This is a genomic window from Buttiauxella noackiae (assembly GCF_000737905.1).
Taxonomy (GTDB): Bacteria; Pseudomonadota; Gammaproteobacteria; order Enterobacterales; family Enterobacteriaceae; genus Buttiauxella; species Buttiauxella noackiae.
Genome location: NZ_JPRU01000003.1, coordinates 29531 through 52069, shown reverse-complemented (window position 1 = coordinate 52069; position 22539 = coordinate 29531). Strand labels below are relative to the sequence as shown.

The 22539-nt window shown below is 49.1% G+C and carries 22 protein-coding genes; 13 read left to right on the top strand and 9 right to left on the bottom strand.

Annotated elements, in window-relative coordinates; translation table 11 throughout:
* Positions 1–42: 42 nt before the first annotated feature.
* From pckA to IX31_RS16095, 5 genes are all read right to left on the bottom strand, one after another.
* A complete protein-coding gene (pckA, locus tag IX31_RS16115) occupies positions 43–1662 on the bottom strand; it encodes a phosphoenolpyruvate carboxykinase (ATP) (RefSeq protein WP_034460301.1) in 1620 nt (539 codons plus the stop codon).
* A 285-nt stretch (positions 1663–1947) separates the two neighbouring features.
* Entirely contained in the window at positions 1948–2826 is an 879-nt protein-coding gene (gene hslO, locus IX31_RS16110) for an Hsp33 family molecular chaperone HslO (protein WP_034460299.1), read from the bottom strand.
* Between the two features lie 24 nt (positions 2827–2850).
* Positions 2851–3252, bottom strand: a complete 402-nt coding sequence (gene hslR / locus IX31_RS16105) for a ribosome-associated heat shock protein Hsp15 (RefSeq protein WP_034460297.1) — start codon at positions 3250–3252, stop codon at positions 2851–2853.
* The gene (gene yrfG / locus IX31_RS16100) at positions 3252–3932 is read right to left on the bottom strand and encodes a GMP/IMP nucleotidase (protein ID WP_034460295.1); all 681 of its coding nucleotides are present in this window, start codon (positions 3930–3932) and stop codon (positions 3252–3254) included. The genes hslR and yrfG overlap by 1 nt, the downstream gene beginning before the upstream one ends.
* Positions 3933–3992: 60 nt before the next feature.
* Positions 3993–6134 carry an intracellular growth attenuator family protein gene (locus IX31_RS16095; protein WP_034460294.1) on the bottom strand — a complete coding sequence of 714 codons (2142 nt, stop codon included), beginning with the start codon at positions 6132–6134 and terminating at the stop codon, positions 3993–3995.
* A 329-nt stretch (positions 6135–6463) separates the two neighbouring features.
* On the opposite strand from IX31_RS16095, the gene nudE reads away from it, so the two are divergent.
* A complete protein-coding gene (nudE, locus tag IX31_RS16090) occupies positions 6464–7024 on the top strand; it encodes an ADP compounds hydrolase NudE (protein ID WP_034460292.1) in 561 nt (186 codons plus the stop codon).
* A gap of 49 nt (positions 7025–7073) precedes the next feature.
* On the opposite strand, the gene mrcA is transcribed toward nudE, so the two are convergent.
* A complete protein-coding gene (mrcA, locus tag IX31_RS16085; protein WP_034460290.1) occupies positions 7074–9626 on the bottom strand; it encodes a peptidoglycan glycosyltransferase/peptidoglycan DD-transpeptidase MrcA in 2553 nt (850 codons plus the stop codon).
* A gap of 119 nt (positions 9627–9745) precedes the next feature.
* Here mrcA and pilM point away from each other — a divergent pair, with 119 nt between their 5' ends.
* The 12 genes from pilM to trpS all read left to right on the top strand — a co-directional run bounded on the left by pilM (position 9746) and on the right by trpS (position 19829).
* A complete protein-coding gene (gene pilM / locus IX31_RS16080; protein WP_034460288.1) occupies positions 9746–10570 on the top strand; it encodes a type IV pilus biogenesis protein PilM in 825 nt (274 codons plus the stop codon).
* Positions 10570–11121 carry a PilN domain-containing protein gene (locus IX31_RS16075; RefSeq protein ID WP_034460285.1) on the top strand — a complete coding sequence of 184 codons (552 nt, stop codon included), beginning with the start codon at positions 10570–10572 and terminating at the stop codon, positions 11119–11121. Before pilM ends, IX31_RS16075 begins: the two co-directional genes overlap by 1 nt.
* Complete coding sequence (locus IX31_RS16070) at positions 11105–11572, top strand: HofO family protein (protein WP_157837379.1); 468 nt, start codon at positions 11105–11107, stop codon at positions 11570–11572. Before IX31_RS16075 ends, IX31_RS16070 begins: the two co-directional genes overlap by 17 nt.
* On the top strand, positions 11562–11948 hold the full coding sequence (locus IX31_RS23440) for a hypothetical protein (RefSeq protein ID WP_157837378.1): 387 nt from the start codon (positions 11562–11564) through the stop codon (positions 11946–11948). Before IX31_RS16070 ends, IX31_RS23440 begins: the two co-directional genes overlap by 11 nt.
* Positions 11887–13134, top strand: coding sequence for a DNA uptake porin HofQ (gene hofQ / locus IX31_RS16065; protein WP_072009471.1), 1248 nt, complete (start codon positions 11887–11889; stop codon positions 13132–13134). Before IX31_RS23440 ends, hofQ begins: the two co-directional genes overlap by 62 nt.
* A gap of 319 nt (positions 13135–13453) precedes the next feature.
* A complete protein-coding gene (gene aroK / locus IX31_RS16060; RefSeq protein WP_034460280.1) occupies positions 13454–13975 on the top strand; it encodes a shikimate kinase AroK in 522 nt (173 codons plus the stop codon).
* A 60-nt stretch (positions 13976–14035) separates the two neighbouring features.
* Positions 14036–15124, top strand: a complete 1089-nt coding sequence (gene aroB, locus IX31_RS16055; RefSeq protein ID WP_034460277.1) for a 3-dehydroquinate synthase — start codon at positions 14036–14038, stop codon at positions 15122–15124.
* 97 nt (positions 15125–15221) lie between these two features.
* Positions 15222–16520 (top strand): cell division protein DamX, encoded by a 1299-nt coding sequence (damX, locus tag IX31_RS16050; protein WP_034460275.1) that lies wholly within the window; start codon positions 15222–15224, stop codon positions 16518–16520.
* 64 nt (positions 16521–16584) lie between these two features.
* The gene (dam, locus tag IX31_RS16045) at positions 16585–17403 is read left to right on the top strand and encodes an adenine-specific DNA-methyltransferase (protein ID WP_034460273.1); all 819 of its coding nucleotides are present in this window, start codon (positions 16585–16587) and stop codon (positions 17401–17403) included.
* A 45-nt stretch (positions 17404–17448) separates the two neighbouring features.
* The gene (rpe, locus tag IX31_RS16040; protein ID WP_034460270.1) at positions 17449–18126 is read left to right on the top strand and encodes a ribulose-phosphate 3-epimerase; all 678 of its coding nucleotides are present in this window, start codon (positions 17449–17451) and stop codon (positions 18124–18126) included.
* Entirely contained in the window at positions 18119–18820 is a 702-nt protein-coding gene (locus tag IX31_RS16035) for a phosphoglycolate phosphatase (RefSeq protein ID WP_034460268.1), read from the top strand. Before rpe ends, IX31_RS16035 begins: the two co-directional genes overlap by 8 nt.
* 4 nt (positions 18821–18824) lie before the next feature.
* Positions 18825–19829 carry a tryptophan--tRNA ligase gene (gene trpS / locus IX31_RS16030; protein WP_034460265.1) on the top strand — a complete coding sequence of 335 codons (1005 nt, stop codon included), beginning with the start codon at positions 18825–18827 and terminating at the stop codon, positions 19827–19829.
* A 107-nt stretch (positions 19830–19936) separates the two neighbouring features.
* Here trpS and IX31_RS22490 read toward each other — a convergent pair whose 3' ends face one another.
* From IX31_RS22490 to nirC, 3 genes are all read right to left on the bottom strand, one after another.
* Positions 19937–20107: a DUF4223 family protein gene (locus IX31_RS22490; RefSeq protein WP_034460262.1), complete on the bottom strand. Its 171-nt coding sequence runs from the start codon at positions 20105–20107 to the stop codon at positions 19937–19939.
* A gap of 214 nt (positions 20108–20321) precedes the next feature.
* A complete protein-coding gene (cysG, locus tag IX31_RS16020) occupies positions 20322–21695 on the bottom strand; it encodes a siroheme synthase CysG (protein WP_034460259.1) in 1374 nt (457 codons plus the stop codon).
* A gap of 19 nt (positions 21696–21714) precedes the next feature.
* Positions 21715–22521, bottom strand: a complete 807-nt coding sequence (gene nirC / locus IX31_RS16015; protein WP_034460256.1) for a nitrite transporter NirC — start codon at positions 22519–22521, stop codon at positions 21715–21717.
* Between the last annotated feature and the right edge of the window lie 18 nt (positions 22522–22539).

Genomic DNA, 22539 nt, shown 5'->3' with positions numbered 1-22539 from the left:
CTTGCGCTAATCCACCCTACAAACTCATTCGCCATTCGAAAATTAAATCTTCGGCCCAGCGCTTACAAGGGCAGCACCCGCCGGAGTGTCGGTATATTTCTCGAAGTTCTCGATAAACAACTTAGCCAGTTGCTCTGATTTTTCCTGCCACTGTTCTGGTGATGCGTAGGTATTACGCGGGTCCAGAATATTGGCTTCCACACCTGCCAGTGCTGTTGGAACAGCAAGACCAAAGATTGGTAGGGTGAACGTTTCGGTATCATCCAGAGAACCATTAAGAATGGCGTCGATAATCGCACGCGTGTCTTTAATGGATATACGCTTACCTGTGCCATTCCAGCCGGTGTTAACCAGATAAGCCTGTGCACCTGCCGCCTGCATGCGTTTCACCAGCACTTCGGCATATTGTGTTGGGTGCAAAGAAAGGAATGCTGCACCGAAACAGGCAGAGAACGTTGGAGTAGGCTCGGTGACACCACGCTCAGTACCTGCCAGTTTGGCCGTGAAGCCTGACAGGAAGTGATACTGAGTTTGGTTGGCAGTAAGGCGTGAAACGGGTGGCAATACGCCAAAAGCATCAGCGGTCAGGAAGATAACTTTCCTGGCATGCCCAGCTTTTGAAACCGGCTGAACGATGTTTTCGATATGGTAAATCGGGTAAGAAACTCGGGTGTTCTCGGTTTTCGAACCGTCGTCAAAATCAATTGAGCCATCGGCACGTACCGTTACGTTTTCCAACAGCGCATCACGACGAATCGCATTATAAATTTCTGGCTCTGCTTCTGGGGATAAACGAATTGTTTTTGCGTAGCAACCGCCTTCGAAGTTGAAAACGCCGTCATCGTCCCATCCGTGTTCGTCATCACCAATCAGGCGGCGTTTCGGATCGGTAGAAAGCGTTGTTTTACCTGTGCCAGACAGACCAAAGAATACCGCAACATCGCCTTTTTCGCCGACGTTTGCCGAACAGTGCATCGAAGCAATGCCTTTTAGCGGCAGCAGGTAGTTCATGATTGAGAACATCCCTTTCTTCATTTCGCCGCCGTACCAGGTGCCGCCAATCAGCTGCACACGCTCGGTAAGGTTAAAGGCGATGAAGTTTTCAGAGTTTAAACCCTGCTCTTTCCATTGTGGGTTGGTGCACTTGGCACCATTCATCACCACAAAGTCTGCTTCGAATGTTTCAAGCTCTTCTTCGGTTGGACGGATGAACATATTCTTAACGAAATGAGCCTGCCAGGCCACTTCGGTAATAAAACGCACCGACAGACGAGTGTCTGCATTCGCACCGCAGTAAGCATCAATAATAAAGAGGCGTTTGCCAGAGAGTTGGTTAGTGACCAGACCTTTCAGATGCTGCCAGGTTTCTTCACTAAGCGGTTTATTGTCGTTTTTACCTTTGCCGTTATCTGCCCACCACAAGGTATCGCGGGTTGTGTCGTCACGAACGATGTATTTATCTTTTGGGGAGCGGCCAGTAAATATGCCGGTATCTACGGCAATTGCACCGAGATTGGTTTCTATGCCGCGCTCAAAACCTTCCAGATTGGGGTTGAGTTCTTCGTGATACAGAGTGTCGTAATCGGGGTTGTAAACCACTTCACTTGCGTCATGAATTCCATAAGCCTTGAGATCTTGCGGGGTTATGCCTTTAACTCGCATTTCACTGCTCCTTAGCCAATTTGTACTGCCTGAGATTGTAGGGTTGTTTATTGGTTGTTAACCGCGACACCTATCATAGATTTGAGCATCCACTCGAATCCACATAGCGGAAAACGCTGTGAAGCGAGTCACAACGGGGTGAGAGTATGGCAGGAAAAGCTAGTACGGCAGGGAAAATATTCTGAATATGTTAAAAAATAGTGCGATTAACGGACGAGGTGTGATTAAGCACTCAATTCTATGAAACGAAGATTTGCCCTTCCACAAATGGAAGGGCAAAAGGCATTAATGCACTTGTGGATCTGCTGGGGATGCGTTATTGCGGATCTCTGCAATATCCATGGCATTGAACACGTAGTGATTACCGCAGTAGTCACAGTTCATGTCGATTTCGCCTTCTTCTGCAATGATGCTATTCACTTCTTCATCAGGCAGAGTTCGTAGTGCATCGGCACAGCGTTCGCGTGAACAAGTACACTTAAATTCAACGTTTTGCGGATCGTAAAGTGTCACTTCTTCTTCGTGGTACAAACGCCACAGCACGTCATTGGCCGGTAGGGTCAACAACTCTTCAGCCTTGATGGTTTCAGTCAGTGCCGCAAGGTGGTTGAAATCGTCAGCCTGTGCATCTTGCGCTGGCAAAACTTGCAGCAACATGCCGCCCGCTGCTGGCCTACCTTCAACATCGCCAGTACGGATAAACAGACGCGTCGGCAACTGCTCGGAACGTAAGAAGTAATCTTCCAGACATGCTGCCAGAGTATCGCCTTCAAGCCCAACAACACCCTGATAACGCTCTCCCTGAGCCGGGGTGATAGTAATGACCAGATAGCCATTGCCAACCAACGTTTTCAGATCCGCATCGGCAGGGATATGACCTTTAAAACGCGCAACACCGCGCATTTGCTGGTTATTGTTGCCGTTAATCACCGCAAGGGTCATTGGACCATCACCCTGCAATTGCACGGTAATATCACCATCAAACTTCAAAGTTGCAGTCAGTAGGCTGGTTGCGACCAGCAATTCACCGAGAATGGTTTTCACCGGGGCTGGGTAATCATGGTTTTGCATGATTTGCTGCCAGGTGTCGGAAACCGTTACCAGTTCGCCGCGAACGGCAAAGTTTTCAAACAAGTAACGATGTAGTTGGTCGTGTTGAGCCATAATTTTCTCTCATTCAGGTGACAACTATTCGTTGCCACCGTGTTTAAATTTCATCAAATCACGACGCTCTTTTTTATCCGGGCGTCGGTCGGGGTGGGGCATGGTCAGCGCGTTCATTTTGCGTGCCAGCGCTACTTTCTCCCGCTTAGTGATACTTTCTGCTGTCTCTTCATAAAGCTGCGAGGCATCTGTGGCCGGGCGGCGTTGTTCAGTTACCGCCAGCACTTTAACGGTTCTCTCGTCATTGCCCTGGCGTAGCGTCAACATGGCATTCAGCTCAACGATTTTACTCGGTTTGCTGCGTTGCCCGTTGTAATGCACCTTACCGCCTTCAACCATTTCCCGGGCAATAGCACGCGTTTTATAAAAACGTGCGGCCCACAGCCATTTGTCGAGGCGCACACCTTCAGACGATTTCTCTTTCATCACAACTCCTTAAACATCAACTTCGGGAGTAGTCGGCGATAGTCGTTCAATGCCGGATGGCGCTGATATGTTTTGTCGGCCTGGCCAGAATCTGGATTGGTCACGCCCAGGCAATAGCGAATACCAAACTTTGCGGCGGAATCCAGAATCGGTTCGCTATCGTCAATAAATAGCGTTCTGGTGGGTTCCAGCCCGGTATGCTCGGCAACGGCTTGCCACAACCGCTGATCTTCTTTCGGATAACCAAATGTGTGGGTGGAAAGTAATAAATCAAGGTGCTGAGCTAAACCCGTGTGCTCAAGTTTGACAGCCAGATTATGTGGGTGAGCATTCGTCAGTAAGATACGACGTTTACCACAGGATTTTAGAGCATCAAGGAACGGGACCGTATCTTCACGTAGCACCGCATTTGGCCCCTGAGCTGTAGTCATGGCGCAAATGTCCAGGCCCAGACGCTCACTCCAGAAATCCAGGCAGTACCAGTTTAGCGTATGTTGTACGGCGTGATATTCGCGGGCGATCAACTGGTGGGCTTCATCCAATGGAATATTTCTTTGCTCACTGATTGTCTCTGGTACCAATTTTTGCCAGAAGTGGCTATCGAACGCGAGATCCAGCAATGTGCCGTCCATATCGAGCAATACGGTATCGACATCCTGCCAGGCAATATCAATATGCATAGGTTCGGACCTGATTAGAGAAAACTGCGCGACAGGTTAGCACAACCTGCCGCGTGACGTTTAGAACAGCGGGCGTACAGCGGAGATCGTGGTTAACGATGGATTCATACAGTTATCGTAGTACTGCTGGATTTGTGCCAGGCGATTGCGGCTGCGGCGGTAGCGGCGAATCGCCAGCACACCGTTAATGAGCAGACAGGCAATCATGCCGATAAGCAACAGTGTAGTACTGATGTAGCGCCACAGGCTGCTGCTATCCGGGATTTTATGCAGGGTGATGTGCTGCGTACCGTTTGCATCCTGATAGATGCCGGTAATAATTCCCTCGGCACTAAATGGCGTTTTAAGCAGCATATCGGCCAGACGTTGGAATTCGCCCCACTGCTCCTGGGCGGGGATGTCATACAACGGAACCGGCGGTAAAGGCTGGTCTACTAAATCACCACCTTCATCGCTAATAATCACATATCCATCAGGTGCAGGACTGTTTAGAGACTGTGCTGCGCGTGCTGTTTCACGAATAAAGAATGGTGCAGTTGAGGTGGTGACCAGGTTATCTAGTGACTCGGCACTAACCGGTCGCAGCAGAACATTTACGCCTGTGAGTTTTCCTGAATCTGCCTTTTTGGTCAGCGTATCCCAATCCTTGGTATTACCCAGATTGACCAACGCATTCTTCAGGCGAACACATTCATCTTCTGCGGTACAAAGCGCCTGTGTTTTCAGCACAATGCTGGCGAAATCATCCAACAGCACCATGCCTGATTTCTGAATAGCGCTACGTAGCTGCGGGTTTACTTTTGAATCGTCACTAGTCTGCGGATGAATTTGCCCACTCACCGCCTGAGTTAGTGCTGTGGCTTTATCCATAATATCGGATTCAGGCAACGGCAACGCCTGTGCGTTATTCCAGATGATTTGCGAACAGTCGAAGGGGGTAAACGGATAAGATTGCCGATTGGTATAATTACCAGGAGTGTGGATATTGCACATGCCCGTACCGTTTACTTTCAGCGTATCACCAACACGAAGCGTCGTTTTATCGAGGTCAGCTACCGTGGTCGCTTCGATGGTTTGCGCGCCTTTTAGCTTTGAGATGCTCAGTTTCAAAGGCATCTCCAGCGGCACCCAAATTGTCAGCATGATCAAAACGGCCAGGCTTCCAATGGCAATCACCAGATTGCGAACCCAATGCTGAATAGGGAAGTTGCGTACTTCGTCATGCAGTGACAGGAATCGCCCCTGGCGAATAACATGCCTGTCGAGATAAATATCAATATCGGTTTTTTGCCCAAGGTCCTGAGCAACATAAGGTTGCCAGTGCGCAGGGTAGATCAGGTCAATTATCCCCAAAGAGATATTGCTAATCTGATCCTGATTCGATTCCCCAAAAAGCCCCCAGCGCTTAGGTGTACCGCGTAAACAGTGGACTTCGCGCAGCGCATTTTTTGCCGGAGGTGCAAATAGTCCCCAAAGGCTCGCAGCCAGCAGCATAAAAGCACCACCGACTAACCACGGTAATACAACTGCAGGTGTAACCAGGCATAAAAACAGCATTATAAAGGCGACACAAATCAGAATTGCTTCGCGCAACCCATCGGGACGGCTCAGTGCATACTCTTCGGGCGTTTCCTGGCGGATATTGAGCAGTTCTATCTGTTCGCTTTCTTCGCCGCGGATAGAGGCCTGACTATGAGGTGTTTGTTCCAGTGCAAAACCACGATTTTCGCTGCTGTAGTCGACAAGCGTGTGCCCGTTAAGGGAGATAACCAACGGCATGGTTTCAGTACGAATCAACTCAACGTAGTTATCGTTAGTAATGTACTGTTCCCAGAATGGCGGAAGATGCACCTCTACTGAATCAAGGTAATAGCGCCATTTATTCGGGTCGTCCGTTGATAAGCCATAGCGGGTGATGGAGCGTGTGAGAGCAAGCGCTGTATTGCTCAGGGAGTTCAATACCAGCTTTGTCGGTGCAGCACTGGCGCCTGAAGGCCCCACGATATCCTGGGTGCGGTCTAATGATTCAATATAGTTTTCAACGGCGCTGCGTTCGTCTGTGGTCAGCTTGCGTGAAGTTGCGCCAGTAAACGATTGGGCTTGTGAAGCATGAGCGCGTAAACGCAGGCTGCGCCAAATAAGCCACCCCGCAATCAAGATGCAGGCCAGCATAGCAGCTAAAAGAAGTAATAAGGTGCTCATGCCTTCCCCATCAAACACTCGTTTTCTTATTAAAACGCAGCAAGTTGCACCCCTTAAAGCATTTGGGTGTAAAAATCGTTATCGGCAGGCATGGCCTCAATCTTGAGACATTTTTGCGTGTATAGCCTGCTGTAACATAATGTTAGCAAAGCGACTTTACGAGAAATATCAGCAAATTCCTATTTCATTTGTCGTGTATTGACATGTGATGGAGGTATTGAAAAATCACCTAAAGTTGCAAAAATGTAAATAATAACTAATGTCCGTTGCGTGAGATATGTGGCATAACGCACAATGGTGCACCTGCATTTACTGTTAACCCAGCCACGATGAGCAAACCATTACAAAAACCGACTATTTTACATGTTGAAACCGTGGCTCGTTCACGTCTGTTTAATGTCGAAACGGTGGACCTGGAGTTCAGCAACGGTGTGCGCCGAGTCTATGAGCGCATGCGTCCATCTGCCCGCGAAGCTGTAATGATAGTCCCTATCGTTGATAACCATTTGATTTTGATCCGTGAATACGCGGTTGGTACAGAGTCTTATGAACTCGGCTTCTCTAAAGGGTTAATTGACCCTGGCGAGACTGTCTTTGAAGCAGCGAATCGCGAGTTGAAAGAAGAGGTTGGCTTCGGAGCTCATCAGCTGACATTCCTGAAAAAATTGACGATGGCGCCGTCCTATTTCTCCAGCAAAATGAATATCGTCATTGCTGAGAGTCTCTATCCAGAATCGCTGGAAGGTGATGAGCCAGAAGAACTACCGCAAGTACGTTGGCCGCTAGACTCAATGCTGGATCTGCTTAATGAGGAAGATTTTAGCGAAGCGCGAAATGTGAGTGCGCTTTTCCTCGTGCGTGAATGGTTGAAAGAGCAGGGGCGCTTGTAACTTTTTCTCTTAAAGCCCGTTTCAGGGTGAAACGGGCTTTATCAATTACCTAGAACAGTTCGTGGGTCTCGCCGTTATCAATTATCGTCGTTCCCACCTCATGCACAGCCTGCTGCGTCGGTTGGGTGCCTTCAATAAAGAACTCAGGGCGACTATTCCCACCATTGGCAAGTTGCCCGGTGCTGCGATCGATATTGACCGTAACAATGCCTGGTGGCGGTGTTAACGGCTCTTCCGGAACACCTTCAAGAGCGGCTTTCATAAATTCATCCCACGCAGGTTGAGCACTTTTCGCCCCACCTTCATAGCCTGAGATCTGGTCTTTTATCGCACCAGATGCCGATGTACGCCCAAGGTCGCGACGATGATCGTCAAAACCAATCCAGACAGATGTCACCACGCCCGGTCCGTAGCCTGAGAACCATGCATCTTTTGAACTGTTTGTCGTACCGGTTTTGCCGCCAATATCATTGCGTTTCAAATCCCGCCCTGCACGCCAGCCAGTACCTTGCCAGCCCGGCTCGCCAAAGATGTTTGAGTTCAACGCACTCTTAATCAGGAAAGCCAGCGGGGTGTTGATAACATGTGGTGCGTATTCAGGCGGGCTGCTCTGCGCAACCAACTCGGTATTCGCTTGTTCAAGCTTCGGCATTGGGACGCTAACATTCTGTTTTTCCTCAGACTGTGCGACGTCTTCGACATTCCGATTTTCCAGCACGTTAGACTTCTGCGTTTCACCGTAAATCACCGGGATATCACAATCCGGGCAAGCTACTTTTGGTTTCGCTTCAAAGATTGTCCCACCGATTTCATTCTCAATTTTAGAGATGTAATACGGGTCAACCAGGAAGCCACCGTTCGCCATCACTGAGTAACCACGCGCGACTTGCATTGGCGTGAAAGATGCCGAGCCTAACGCCAGCGATTCGGTATGCACGATGTTCTGTGCAGGGAAGCCAAAGCGTTGCAGATATTCAGCCGCGTAATCCACGCCCATAGCGCGCATCGCACGTACCATTACCACGTTTTTCGACTGACCAAGACCCTGACGCAATCTTATTGGTCCGGCATATTCTGGCGGGGAGTTTTTCGGGCGCCAATCGGAACCCGCACCGGCATCCCAGCGTGAAATAGGCACATCGTTCAGCACACTCGCCAGCGTCAAACCCTTGTCCATTGCCGCTGTGTAGAGGAACGGTTTGATGTTGGAGCCAACCTGGCGTAATGCCTGCGTTGCACGGTTAAACTTGCTCTGATTGAAATCAAAGCCACCGACTAGGGCGACTATCGCACCATCATGTGGGTTGATGGAAACCAGGGCAGAGTTCACATCCGGGATTTGTCCAAGCCACCAGCTGTCATCAACTTTACGCACCCAGATTTGCTGCCCGGCCTGCACGACATCGGTCACTTTTCTTGGCGTTGGGCCCTGAGCAGTATCTGAACGATAAGGGCGCGCCCAACGCATGCCGTCCATATCAATAGAAACAGCGCTGCCATCCGCCAACAATGCGGTAGCTTCATTCGGTGATGCTTGTGTAATCACAGCAGGGTTAAGCGGGCCATAGACCGGTAGATTCTTTAACGAATCGACAATCTTTGTTTTGTCCCACGGTGTTTCACCTACTTTCCACAATACGTTTGATGGGCCGCGATAGCCGTGGCGCATGTCATAGGCCATAACGTTGTTACGCACGGCTTGTTGTGCAGCTTGCTGAGTTTTACGAGTGATGGTGGTGTAAACCTTATAACCATCTTCGTAGGCTTTCTCACCGTACTTAGCAACCATGTCCTGGCGGACTAACTCAGACAGGTAAGGTGAGGAGAACGCGATTTCTGGTGCGTGGTAGTTCGCATCGATTGGCTGATTTCGCGCTTCATCGAATTGCGCCTGAGTGATGTAGTTTTCACTCAACATACGCGATAACACCACATTACGGCGGGAAGTTGCACGATCGAGCGAGTACAGCGGGTTAAAGGTTGACGGCGCCTTTGGCAAACCGGCAATAACCGCTATTTCACTCAGGCTTAATTCATTTACGGACTTCCCAAAATAGACCTGTGCTGCGGCACCTACACCATATGCGCGGTAGCCGAGATAAATCTTATTGAGATACAACTCGAGGATTTCATCTTTGGAAAGTAACTGCTCAATACGAATTGCCAGGAACACTTCTTTTATCTTTCGCGTCAGCGTTCGTTCAGGACTTAAAAAGAAGTTACGTGCCAGCTGTTGGGTGATAGTGCTTGCGCCCTGCGATGCATGGCCAGAAAACAGCGCCACGCTAGCGGCGCGGAAAATCCCAACCGGATCAACACCATGGTGTTCGTAAAAACGGCTGTCTTCAGTCGCAATGAACGCTTTCACCATGACGGGGGGAATTTGATCGAGCGTAACCGGAATACGGCGCTTTTCACCGTATTGCGCGATTAACTCGCCATCAGCCGTATAAACCTGCATTGGAATTTGCAGTCGCACGTCTTTCAGCGTAGCGACATCAGGCAACTGCGGCTCAATAAATTTGTAAAGCCCGAAGATCGAGCCTGCTCCCAGCAGAATGCAACATACTGCAAGGATTAATAAATACTTTACGAACTTCACCTTAAATTTCCCATTACGTTTCCATTGGGCAGTTTATAAACAACCGCGCGGTAGTATAAAGGCAAGCCAGTGGCATTGGTATGGCATTTTCCGTAACCGGCGATAAGGAGATCGTAAACATGGTATTCACAACCTGGCAAATTGGTATGGATATTCAACATGAAAACATTCGTGTTGTGGCTGTTCAGCGCCAACGACAAGGGTGGCAACTTCGGCATTGGTGGCAATTGCCACTGCCTGAAGGCACCTTCAGCAACGGCCTGGTAATGAATACTGAAGCGCTGACTAAGGCACTGGTGGATTGGCGAAAAGAGTTACCTCTACGTCACCAGATACGCATCTCTTTTCCTGGGTCACGGACATTACAACGCCCTGTCCCCGCACCTGATAAACGTTTGTCTGAACCAGCACGAGAAGCTTATATCGCCTCAGCAACTGCCCGTCAGTTGCAAATGACATCGGCTCAATTGTGTTGGGATTATTTACCGTCACAAGATGTTGCTGATCCACATTTGATAGTAGCTGCGCGCCAGACAGATGTCGCTGCGTTGCTCAAAAGCCTGGCCGCGATAAGGCTATATCCCACGACATTAACCCCTGGAGCCAGCGCATTGCCGGCACTTATTTCTCCGTGCCGTCTGGAGAAATGTCAGTACCTGGTTCATCAAGAACAGGGCCATTGGTTATGGGCTTCTACTGAGCCTGTGCCAAGTTGGGGATGGAGTGATACCAACGTGGCGCCAACAATTTTCGACTTGTGTCAGCAATTAAAAACCGAGCCTGGATTGGTTGCATTGAGTCATGCGCAATCGTCACCAGTTTCGGCGGACATTTTATCTTTAGATGCCTGGCAAGCGTTCTCCCGTCTACAGCCACCCTTACCACGTAATGGCGCCGAATTTACGGTCGCGATAGCACTGGCGATAGGTAGAGTATTTAGCTGATGCGCCTGATTAATTTACTACCGTGGCGCCAGATACAGCGCCAGCAACGTATGCGCCATTGGAGTTTTTTATTCTGCCTGGTTTTGGTGCTTGTGCCGTTACTGGTCATGACTGTGCGGCAGTTTTCCGCATGGGAAATTCGCCAACAGCAGGCACGAAATGACTACCTGACAAGCATGCAATCTGCATTAGAGCATCTCTATCAACGGCGATTAGTTCAACAGAAGCAGAACAAAGAAATGCTGCGCTTGCAGCAGACTCGTGAAGCGCAGCAAAAAGCTATCCAGATATGGGAAAAACGCTTGATTCGTATCGCTGGTTTTATGCCCGGTGGAGCCTGGTTGTCTTCCTTAACACAGCAAAAAGGGCAATTTATTGTCAAGGGACACAGCGGCCTTCTTGAAGATTTACAGGTGCTTGAAAAAGAGCTCACTCATCTTGAAGGTGTTTCTGCCGTGCGGACTGGTGCGGTTCAGTACGAAGCACAAGGCGGGTTTGGTTTTGTTTTCACCTTAACGATATCTGAGGTGGCAAATGCCCTGGTTAATTGAATGCTGGCTGAGTGGCCCGGGCTGGAGACGTGTGGTGATGATTGTCGTCGTAACAGGTGTAGTCACGTTTGTTGCCTGGATAAGTTTGATACGGCCACATCATTCTCATTTTTCTCAGTTAGAAGCAGACAGCAAGCATTCAGCTCGACGCATTACTGAATTGCAACGCAAAGTCCTTCAAGTTTCACCCTCTGAACTGCACGTGCATCCATCTAATTTACGGGCATTCTCCGTGACGGAATTCGTTGGGAAATCAAGGGGGAAGTTGCTGAAGTGGCAGCCTGAAAATAAGGAGGGAACACTGGAAATTCTTGTGCCATGGGAGGAACTACCGGGTGTATTTACCAGACTTGCAGAATATCGAGTGGTAGCTGGGCACTCTTTCACCATTACTGCACAAGGGGAGTTACTCAAACTAATGCTGATAATGGAGTTTTCCGATGAGTCGTAGCATTTTCTGGGTAGGATTCATTGTTATTTCAACTGTGAGTGCTATGCCTCCGAACCCCTTTCAGCCGCATATTTCTCCTTGTGAAAAACTGACCGAGCAACTGGCGGCATGGGTATTACAGGGAGTTCTCAGTTCGCCCACTGCGAGTACGGCGCTAATGCTCAGTCCACAAGGTATCGGGCAGCGAATCAAAGTAAATCAAGAGCTCTTTCCCGATGTACGTATTGAAAATGTCGGGATGGGGTATGTGGTGGCGAGGCTTAATCCCGCCTGCAAACCCTCTTCTTATCGTTGGGAAATAAAAGGAAAAATATATGCCATGGATGCGGGTATTTCTTCTGGTGTTGGCTCTGCCTCTCTCCTGCCAGGCAGATAAAGGAATTTCTCTGGTCCTCGACAACGCGCCGGTAACCCAGGTTTTACAGGTATTAGCTGAAAACCAAAACGTTAACCTTATGATTGCTCCAGGTGTGGATGGAGTGCTGTCGCTTAACTTAATTGATGTGCCGTGGAAGCAAGCATTTCAATTGGTATTGAATAGCGCGGAACTTAGCCAGCAACAGGAAGGTAATGTAATACAGATTTTTCCGAAGGCTCGCTTGCGTGAGCAACAAGCGCAAGCGATGGAGCAACGAAAACAACGGTCACTCGATCAACCTATGTTCTACCAGATCTTCACTCCTCATCATGCCGATGTTGAAGAGTTATCGACATCACTAAAATCTGGTGGAAATAAGTTGTTGAGTGCTCAGGGTAATATCACGGCTGATAAACGCACTAACCGGCTGATTGTGCGTGATAACAAGACAGTGCTCAAACAGATTGCTGACTGGGTGAAAGAAATGGATTTGCCAATTGGGCAAGTGGAAATTTCAGCCCATATTGTCACTATCAACCAGGATAAGTTACGTGAGCTTGGTGTGAAATGGTCTACCGCGGAGCAATCTGGGGAAAATAAGCTCCATCAGACCACTGGTTTTTCAGCCGATCTTTCCGTCAATAACGCTACAACAAAGGTCGGTTTTAATATTGCTCGAATTGATGGGCGATTACTGGAACTTGAATTATCTGCTCTGGAACAACAGCAACAGCTTGAAATCATTGCCAGCCCACGTCTGATGGCGGCACATCAACAGCCTGCCAGCATCAAGCAAGGTACGGAGATCCCTTATCAGGTATCCAGTGGCGAGAGCGGGGCAACGGCAATTGAGTTTAAAGAGGCTGTTCTGGGGATGGAGGTGACGCCGACTATTCAGTCTGATGGTAATATCCGCTTAAAATTGCGCATTAGCCAAAACATGCCAGGTCGTAGTATTCAGCAATCTGATGGCGAAGTCCTGGCGATTGACAAGCAAGAAATTGAAACTGTCGTTGCGGTGAAAAATGGTGAGACTCTTGCCCTTGGTGGGATCTTCCAGCAACACAACACTGACAGTAGCGACAGCGTCCCTTTGCTTGGCTCAATACCCATTGTGGGCAGCCTGTTTCGCCATGATGCAAAAAATCATCAACGCCGTGAATTAGTTGTATTTATTACCCCTCGACTTATCCCTGTTTCGTAGCTTTTTCTTTCCTCATCGTGCAGTTTTTCTTTGAAACGTTGCCCAGGTGTTTGACGCCAGAGAGGAATTAGCTTACAAGGTGTACCGTTTCGAGAGGCTGGTTGCTCAAGTCTTGTGACAGATAACCCCGATTTATGCATTTTCTTCTTCATAGGAAGGCTGGGGAATATAATCGGTTGCCAAACCACCTTGAGTATTGAGATAATTTTCAGTCTGACTCTCGCACTATCGCTTATGAGGTTTCAGTTCATGTCCCGCTGCACCTGGTTGTAACAGGGCGGGTTTATCATCAACGAATTGTCTTAGTAGTACCGAAAAAATGGCAGAGAAACGCAATATCTTTCTGGTTGGGCCTATGGGTGCCGGCAAAAGCACTATTGGGCGTCAGTTAGCTCAGCAACTCAATATGGAATTTTTCGATTCTGATCAAGAGATTGAGAAACGTACCGGAGCTGATGTGGGCTGGGTATTCGACGTTGAAGGCGAAGACGGCTTCCGCGATCGCGAAGAAAAAATCATCAACGAACTCACTGAAAAACAGGGCATTGTGCTGGCAACTGGCGGCGGTTCTGTAAAATCTCGTGAGACCCGTAACCGTCTCTCCGCCCGTGGAGTTGTGGTGTATCTTGAAACCACAATTGAAAAACAGCTCGCCCGTACGCAGCGTGATAAAAAACGCCCACTACTGCAAGTTGAGACTCCACCGCGTGAAGTTCTTGAAGCCTTAGCTCAGGAACGCAATCCTCTTTATGAAGAGATTGCTGATGTGACGATTCGCACTGACGACCAAAGTGCCAAAGTGGTTGCTAACCAGATTATTAATATGTTGGAAAGCAACTGATTCTGGCTTAATCGAAAAAAACGCCTGCGGGCTAAGCAACATCAAGGTGGACTTCGCGTTATGGAGAGGTTAACAGTCACTCTCGGGGAACGTAGTTACCCTATCACCATTGCTGCTGGGTTATTTAGTGACTCGGCATCTTTTGGGCCGCTGAAGGCTGGCGACCAAACGATGCTGGTGACCAATGAAACCCTGGCGCCGCTCTACCTGGATAAGGTGCGTGGCGTGCTGGAGCAAGCGGGCGTTAAAGTCGATTCCGTCATCCTTCCGGATGGCGAACAATTTAAGAGTCTCGCTGTATTAGACACTGTCTTTACTGCGTTACTTGAAAAGCCACATGGTCGTGATACGACACTCATTGCTTTGGGCGGTGGTGTCGTAGGTGACCTGACTGGCTTTGCCGCAGCGAGTTATCAACGCGGCGTACGCTTTATTCAAGTTCCAACCACTTTGCTTTCGCAAGTGGACTCTTCTGTCGGCGGTAAAACAGCCGTTAACCACCCTCTTGGTAAAAATATGATTGGCGCGTTCTACCAACCTGCTTCGGTAGTGGTGGATCTCGACTGTCTGAATACTTTACCTGCCCGGGAGTTGGCATCTGGTCTGGCAGAGGTGATTAAGTACGGAATTATTCTCGACGGCGATTTCTTTAACTGGCTTGAAGAAAACCTGGATGCGTTGCTTGCGCTGGATGGCAAAGCAATGGCCTGGTGTATTCGTCGTTGTTGTGAGCTGAAAGCAGAAGTTGTTGCCGCTGACGAGCGCGAAAGCGGCTTACGTGCTTTACTGAATTTGGGCCACACCTTTGGTCACGCTATAGAAGCAGAAATGGGCTATGGCAATTGGCTACACGGTGAAGCTGTTTCCGCAGGTATGGTTATGGCGGCACGAACAGCTCAGCGTTTAGGGAACTTCAGTGAGGCAGATGTGCAGCGCGTTATTAAATTGCTGCAACGTGCCGGGCTGCCAGTTACTGGGCCGAAAGAAATGTCTGCTGCCGCGTATATGCCCCACATGATGCGTGACAAAAAAGTTTTGGCCGGTGAGCTGCGCTTAGTGCTGCCGCTGGCAATCGGGAAGAGTGAAATGCGTGGCGGAGTGCCACACGATATCGTTTTGTCCGCCATTGCTGATTGTCAGCAGGCTTAATTATTAGAAATTTCGGTCGCTGATGTCAGGCGATTTTTAACTTCGGGCGTAGTGCTGACTTTGAATCGCTGGCACAAGCCTTTGAGTGGGGTGTTAAATGGATGAATTTAAACCGGAAGACGAACTGAAACCCGATCCCAGCGATCGCCGTTCAGGCCGTAACCGTAAATCTGATGAGCGCGATAATGATCCGCAGATCAATGTCGATGATGTTGAATTAGACTCTGATGAGCCTCGTCCCGCGCGTACCCGTCGTGCTCGTGATGAAGAAGAGTATGAAAACGACGATGACCTGCAAGTTGACGCAGAAGAACGTCGCCCGGCTCGTACCCGTAAAAAATCCGCTAAACAGAAAGTGCCGGTTTCCCGCCAGCACCTGATGATGGGCATTGGTATTCTTGTACTGTTGCTGTTAATCATCGGGATTGGTTCGGCCCTCAAAGCCCCTTCTACTGATACTGAAACAGCGAATAAGAATCCGAGCGCTGAAAAGAATATCGACTTGTCCGGTTCTGCGGCTGACCAGGCTAATGGCGCGCAACCGCAGCCTGGTGACACATCTGCTGCTAATCAGACCGAAACCGCAGGTAACCCGCAAGAAGTGACTCTTCCTGCAATTTCTTCAACGCCGACTGATGCGCAAACTCAACCTGTGCCTCAGGGCCAACAGCGTGTTGAAGTTCCGGGTGACCTGAATAATGCACTGACTCAACAGTCCGGCCAGATTGACAATGCAGTTAATAGCTCAACATTGCCAACAGCTCCGGCTACTGTCGCAGCAGTTGCAGGAGCAACTACAGCTCCACGTGCAGTAGCAAAATCAGAGCCAGAGAAACAAGCCGCTCCACGTCAGGAACGTAAAACTGTCGTGATTGAGTCGCAGCACAAAGCTCAACCTGTAAAACAACCAGCCGTGAAAGCGGAACCAAAACCGGTAGCAACGGCAAAACGTAGTGAGCCTGTTACTGCTCCTGCGCCAACAGCAGCGGCACCAGTTAAAGCACCGGTCAGTGCTGCGGCACCTAAAGCTGCTCCGACTCAAACTGCAGCAGCCCCGGTATCGAAAGCAGCAGAAGCAACTCCTGCAGCGGCCGCCACTGGCGCTGTCGCGGGTGATGCAGGCGCAATCAAAGGTGCTCCGGGAAGCCATTACACCTTGCAGCTCAGCTCTTCTTCTAACTCGGCAAACCTGAATGCCTGGGCGAAGAAAGAGAACCTGCAGCACTATATGGTTTACCAGACTGTGCGAAATGGTCAGCCATGGTATGTGTTGGTTAGCGGTATTTATGCCAACAAAGATGAGGCAAAACGTGCCGTTGCAACATTGCCAGCCGATGTGCAGGCCAAGAACCCATGGGCAAAACCTATCCATCAGGTTCAGTCTGATCTGAAGTGATGAACAAGCGCAGCCGCTGTTGGAACCTTTCCACAGCAGGAAAAGGTGTAAATAGTTAGGCAGCATGAAAAAAAATCGCGCTTTTCTGAAATGGGCAGGGGGTAAATACCCCCTGCTCGAAGACATTAAAAAGTATCTGCCGAAAGGTGATTGTCTGATTGAGCCGTTTGTTGGTGCCGGCTCAGTCTTTCTGAATACTGATTACTCTCGTTATATCCTCGCAGATATTAATAGCGATCTGATTAACCTCTATAACATCGTCAAAACCCGCGCGGATGAGTACGTTCAGGAGTCCCGTAAACTCTTTACTGCTGAGCAAAACGATGAGCAGGCGTTTTATCTCAATCGTACCGAATTTAACCAATGCAAAGATGAGTTTCGTCGTGCATTGCTGTTTTTATATCTGAACCGCCATTGTTACAACGGCCTTTGTCGTTATAACCTACGTGGTGAATTCAATGTCCCGTTTGGCCGTTACATCAAACCCTACTTCCCTGAAGAAGAGTTGTATCATTTTGCCGAACGAGCACAAAACGCCATATTCTTGTGTCAGTCATACGATGTCAGCATGGCAAATGTCAGTGCGGGATCTGTTGTTTATTGCGATCCTCCCTACGCACCTTTGTCTGCAACGGCTAATTTTACGGCGTATCACACCGATAGCTTTAATGCTGTGCAGCAGCAACATCTCGCGCAGTTAGCCGAAAATTTGCAAGGAAATCGCATCCCGGTGCTGATTTCTAACCATGATACGGAACTCACCCGGTTGTGGTATCACCAGGCAAAACTGCATGTCGTGCAAGTGCGTCGTAGCATTAGCCGGAATGGTGGAACACGTAACAAGGTGGACGAACTGCTGGCGCTGTATAAAGTCAGTGCCTGAGACGTTTCGTCCGCGGTCTTTTTTGATTTGCTATTGGAGAAGCGGATGAAACAGTTTTTGATTGCCCCCTCAATCCTCTCAGCCGATTTTGCCCGTCTGGGTGAAGACACGGCCGCGGTGCTGGCTGCAGGTGCGGATGTCGTCCATTTCGATGTGATGGATAACCATTACGTTCCTAACCTCACCATTGGCCCGATGGTGTTAAAAGCGCTGCGAGATTACGGTATTACTGCCCCTGTTGATGTGCATCTGATGGTGAAGCCTGTTGACCGCATTATTCCGGATTTCGCCGCTGCTGGTGCCAACATAATTACCTTCCATCCCGAAGCGTCAGAGCATGTTGACCGTTCCCTGCAACTGATCAAAGAGCACGGCTGCAAAGCAGGCCTGGTGCTTAACCCAGCAACATCGTTGAGTTGGCTGGATCACGTCATGGATAAACTTGATGTGATTTTGCTGATGTCTGTTAACCCGGGTTTTGGCGGCCAATCATTTATTCCACATACGCTGGAAAAACTGCGCCAGGTACGTGAGCGCATTGATGCTTCTGGCTATGACATTCGCCTGGAAGTGGATGGTGGAGTGAAAGTGGACAATATTGCTGAAATTGCTGCGGCAGGTGCTGACATGTTTGTTGCCGGTTCGGCGATTTTCAATCAGCCAGATTATAAAGCCGTTATTGATCGTATGCGTAGTGAGTTAGCAAAGGTAAGTCATGGATAAGTTAAGTAAAATTCGCGGTATCGCCTTTGATTTAGACGGTACACTGGTCGACACCGCATTGGGGCTGACACAGGCAATGGATCAGGCGCTTTATGCGCTGGAGTTGCCGACCGCAGGTGAAGACAAAGTTGAAAAGTGGATCGGCAACGGTGCTGATGTGCTGGTTAAGCGCGCATTGACCTGGGCGCTGAAAGGTGAAGAGCCTGAAGCTGACCGATGCAGCATCGCTCGTAAACTGTTTGACACCTACTATGCGCAAACAGCAGAAGAGGGCAGCTTCCTGTTCCCGGAGGTCGCTAATACGTTAGCTGTGTTGGCCGAAAAAGGCTTGCCGATGGGACTGGTAACTAACAAGCCGACACCGTTTGTATTACCGATGCTGGAAAGATTGGGCATTGCGCAATACTTCAAAGTCATTATTGGTGGCGATGATGTGGAAAACAAAAAACCACATCCCGAAGCGCTGCATAAAGTGATGGAAGAGTTGAATCTTAGCGCGGAAGAACTGCTTTTTGTTGGTGACTCCCGCAACGATATTCTCGCGGCTCAGGCGGCTGGTTGCTGTTCCATTGGCCTGACTTACGGTTATAACTATGGTGAGTCCATCGAGTTGAGCAAACCCGATTACGTGTTTGACCATTTCAACGATTTATTGCCCGCATTAGGGCTCTCTAACAAAGAACATCAGGAATAAGAACATGAGTAAGCCCATCGTCTTTAGTGGCGCACAGCCATCAGGTGAATTGACCATTGGTAACTACATGGGTGCGCTGCGTCAGTGGGTCAACATGCAAGATGATTACCACTGCATTTACTGCATCGTTGACCTGCATGCGATTACTGCGCGTCAGGATGCAACGCAATTGCGTAGCCGGACACTCGACACGTTAGCGCTGTACCTGGCTTGTGGTATCGACCCTGCTAAAAGCACCATCTTTGTACAGTCTCACGTGCCAGAACATGCGCAGTTGGGCTGGGCTCTGAACTGCTACACCTATTTTGGTGAGCTGAGCCGTATGACGCAGTTTAAAGACAAGTCTTCTCGTTATTCTGAGAACATCAATGCTGGTCTGTTTGACTACCCGGTATTGATGGCTGCAGATATTTTACTGTACCAGACCAATCTGGTGCCGGTCGGTGACGATCAGAAACAACACCTGGAATTGAGCCGTGATATTGCAGCACGTTTCAATGCTCTGTATGGCGATGTGTTTAAAGTGCCTGAGCCGTTTATTCCTAAATCAGGCGCGCGTGTAATGTCTCTGCTTGAGCCGACCAAGAAAATGTCTAAATCAGATGATAACCGTAATAACGTTATCGGCCTGTTGGAAGACCCGAAATCGGTCGTGAAGAAAATCAAACGTGCGGTCACTGACTCTGATGAGCCACCTGTTGTGCGTTACGACCCGGTGAATAAAGCAGGTGTTTCCAATATGTTGGATATTCTTTCTGCTGTTAGTGGTAAGCCAATCCCTGAACTTGAGCAGCAGTTCGAAGGCAAAATGTATGGCCATCTGAAAGGTGAAGTTGCTGAAGCCGTATCTGGTATGTTGACTGAATTGCAGGAGCGTTATCACGCCTTCCGTAACGATGAAGCTTATCTGCAGAAAGTGATGAAAGAAGGTGCCGAAAAAGCGCGTTCACATGCCAGCGTTACACTGAAGAAAGTTTATGAAGTGATTGGGTTTGTCGCTCAGCCTTAATGATTTATGGCTCACATACTCTCTTAATAGTGAGAATATCGCAGCTGTCCAATAATAAAAAACCGCTCTTATATTTGAGCGGTTTTTTTATATTTGCTTCTGAAAAATTATTGTGGAGATGCTGGGCCGCAGCCACCAATAATTTTAGAAATAGAAATTGCTGGGTGCAGTAAATAATCATAACCACAAGATTTATCTTTATTTTCAATATGGCCTGTGCAACCTGACAGCAGAGCAAGGACAGCCAGTGCGGAAGCAGCTTTTACGAGCTTGTTCATTGATATTCCCTATCATTAATTATTTGGATGTAACGAACCTTTCAAAAAGGTGTTTAATTATAGGGTTTACTCATAGCATTACTAAGTCCGGAATCAGACACGCCATTGCATGAAATAAATGTTGCTTATGATAATTATTAAAATAATTAAATACTTATAACAAAAAGGCTTGCCAGAATACTCGGGCAAGCCTTTTTGTTATCTTAAATTAAAATTAATGATTCGAGAACCAGTTCAACTTCTCGCGCAATGCAACGACTCGGCCGACAATAATTAATGCCGGGCTTTCAACCTGTGTCGATAATTCACCTAGCTCACTTAATATTCCGCTGACCACGCGTTGTTTAACCGCGGTGCCGTTTTCAACTAGCGCGACTGGCATTTCCGCAGACATACCGTATTCAATCAGTTTCTCCTGGATAGCAGGAGCCTGGTTTAATCCCATATAGAAGACCAGTGTCTGTTTTTCTGCAGCCAGGTTTTCCCAGTCCAACTCACCACCTGTTTTGAGGTGCCCGGTAATGAGACGCACACTCTGCGCATAATCTCTGTGAGTTAGCGGAATACCGGAATAAGCTGAGCAGCCCGATGCCGCAGTAATTCCTGGTACGACGGAGAACGGAATGCCCCCATCGCACAGCGTTTCTAACTCCTCGCCGCCGCGTCCAAAGATAAACGGATCGCCACCTTTCAGGCGCACCACACGTTTACCGCTCTGTGCTTCACGCAGCAGGATCTGGTTAATTTCTTCTTGCGGGACGCAGTGATAACCTGCGCGTTTGCCAACGAATATGCGGTCGGCATCACGGCGCACCAAGTCCATGATGTCGTCGGAAACCAGTCGGTCATAAACCACCACATCGGCCTGCTGGATTTGTTGTAGCCCCTTGAGTGTCAACAGCCCCGCATCTCCCGGGCCTGCGCCTACCAACACAACTTCGCCACGATGATCGAGTGGTGTGGCGAACATGGACTCAATTTCTTTGTTGATGGCTTGCTGATCTTCGTTTGCCAGATATTGTGCCAGGCGGTCATTAGTGAAGAACTTTTCCCAGAAGCGGCGGCGCTCACCCATGGTTTTGAAATTCGCTTTTACCCGGCCACGCAACGCACCGGCGTAAGAGGCGATATTCCCCAAATGCAGCGGCAGAATGGCTTCGAGTTTTTCACGTAGCAGGCGAGCAAGAACCGGGGAGGTACCGCCGGACGATACAGCTACCATCAGCGGTGAGCGGTCGATAATCGACGGCATGATAAAGCTGGCTTGTTTTGGGGCATCTACGACATTACAGAAAATACGCCGGGATTCAGCCTCATCGCTGACTTGCTGGTTGACTACATCGTTGTCTGTCGCGGCGATAGCTAGCCAACAAATATCAAGCAGTGAGGCGTCGAACTCACCCTGAACCAGGGTAATCATGCCCTGTTCTGCCCACACATGAAATTGCGGGGAGAAGTCCAGGGCATTTACAGTGACTTGTGCACCTGCCTCCATCAACAAACGCGCTTTACGTTCTGCAACATCGCCACCGCCGACGAGTAGGCAGGCACGACCTTGCAATTGACAAAATATAGGCAGGTGATCCACGTTCAATCCTCAAAAGAAATTAGTTGCGGGCAGTCTCCGGCGCGGCGGCTTGCGCAGGCTGGGGACGCTCGGCTTTCGGAGTAGCATACCAATAACCCAGACCCATGAATACTACGCCGGAAAGGGTATTCCCAAGCGTTACCCACAGCAGATTGTGACCGATTCCCGCCATAGTGTATGCATCGCTATGATGACCAAACCAGGAGAGTGCAAACAGCGTCATGTTGGCGATGGAGTGCTCGTAACCGGAAGCGATAAAGGCCAACAGGCACCACCAGATAGCAATGAATTTCGCAGCACCTTCAGTACGGACAGCCATCCAGATTGCCAGGCAAACCAGCCAGTTACACAACGCACCTTTAAAGAACAACACCATTGCTGGAGCGGTTGTTTTTGCCAGCGCCGCAGTGTGAACCAGGCTTGTGTCCAACGGTAACAGGCTACCGCCGCCCCATTTGTACAGCAGGGCAACAAACACGGAGCCAATCAGGTTACCCAGCCAGGTTTGCGGCAAAATGCCCCACATTTGGCCCTGGGAAATCGTGCCGGCTTTAACACCAAAAGTCAGGAACATCGTGTGGCCGGTGAATAATTCAGAGCCAGCGATGATAACCAGTGTCAAAGCGATACCGAAGGTCGCTCCCATCACTAGTGGGCGCAAAGATGGCTCAACCAGGTTACCGAGGGTGAATATTAGAATGATCCCAAGGCCTACGTATGCACCAGCCATTGCAGAGCTGATCCAGAAACCGAGAGGGTTGTTTTGTGACAATCGGGCAATGCGAGCGGCATTCGCCGCACATTTATTAATGGTATCGGTGAACATTTTTTTGTTATCCCAACA

What these genes read in the sequence shown, in the direction of transcription:
- aroK (WP_034460280.1), top strand. Translation starts at nt 13,454, where the DNA reads ATGGCAGAGAAACGCAATATCTTTCTGGTTGGGCCTATGGGTGCCGGC.
- aroB (WP_034460277.1), top strand. Translation starts at nt 14,036, where the DNA reads ATGGAGAGGTTAACAGTCACTCTCGGGGAACGTAGTTACCCTATCACC.
- rpe (WP_034460270.1), top strand. Translation starts at nt 17,449, where the DNA reads ATGAAACAGTTTTTGATTGCCCCCTCAATCCTCTCAGCCGATTTTGCC.
- IX31_RS23440 (WP_157837378.1), top strand. Translation starts at nt 11,562, where the DNA reads ATGAGTCGTAGCATTTTCTGGGTAGGATTCATTGTTATTTCAACTGTG.
- IX31_RS22490 (WP_034460262.1), bottom strand. Translation starts at nt 20,107, where the DNA reads ATGAACAAGCTCGTAAAAGCTGCTTCCGCACTGGCTGTCCTTGCTCTG.
- IX31_RS16095 (WP_034460294.1), bottom strand. Translation starts at nt 6,134, where the DNA reads ATGAGCACCTTATTACTTCTTTTAGCTGCTATGCTGGCCTGCATCTTG.
- IX31_RS16035 (WP_034460268.1), top strand. Translation starts at nt 18,119, where the DNA reads ATGGATAAGTTAAGTAAAATTCGCGGTATCGCCTTTGATTTAGACGGT.
- trpS (WP_034460265.1), top strand. Translation starts at nt 18,825, where the DNA reads ATGAGTAAGCCCATCGTCTTTAGTGGCGCACAGCCATCAGGTGAATTG.
- nudE (WP_034460292.1), top strand. Translation starts at nt 6,464, where the DNA reads ATGAGCAAACCATTACAAAAACCGACTATTTTACATGTTGAAACCGTG.
- pilM (WP_034460288.1), top strand. Translation starts at nt 9,746, where the DNA reads ATGGTATTCACAACCTGGCAAATTGGTATGGATATTCAACATGAAAAC.
- dam (WP_034460273.1), top strand. Translation starts at nt 16,585, where the DNA reads ATGAAAAAAAATCGCGCTTTTCTGAAATGGGCAGGGGGTAAATACCCC.
- nirC (WP_034460256.1), bottom strand. Translation starts at nt 22,521, where the DNA reads ATGTTCACCGATACCATTAATAAATGTGCGGCGAATGCCGCTCGCATT.
- hslR (WP_034460297.1), bottom strand. Translation starts at nt 3,252, where the DNA reads ATGAAAGAGAAATCGTCTGAAGGTGTGCGCCTCGACAAATGGCTGTGG.
- hslO (WP_034460299.1), bottom strand. Translation starts at nt 2,826, where the DNA reads ATGGCTCAACACGACCAACTACATCGTTACTTGTTTGAAAACTTTGCC.
- yrfG (WP_034460295.1), bottom strand. Translation starts at nt 3,932, where the DNA reads ATGCATATTGATATTGCCTGGCAGGATGTCGATACCGTATTGCTCGAT.
- pckA (WP_034460301.1), bottom strand. Translation starts at nt 1,662, where the DNA reads ATGCGAGTTAAAGGCATAACCCCGCAAGATCTCAAGGCTTATGGAATT.
- damX (WP_034460275.1), top strand. Translation starts at nt 15,222, where the DNA reads ATGGATGAATTTAAACCGGAAGACGAACTGAAACCCGATCCCAGCGAT.
- hofQ (WP_072009471.1), top strand. Translation starts at nt 11,887, where the DNA reads ATGCCATGGATGCGGGTATTTCTTCTGGTGTTGGCTCTGCCTCTCTCC.
- IX31_RS16070 (WP_157837379.1), top strand. Translation starts at nt 11,105, where the DNA reads ATGCCCTGGTTAATTGAATGCTGGCTGAGTGGCCCGGGCTGGAGACGT.
- IX31_RS16075 (WP_034460285.1), top strand. Translation starts at nt 10,570, where the DNA reads ATGCGCCTGATTAATTTACTACCGTGGCGCCAGATACAGCGCCAGCAA.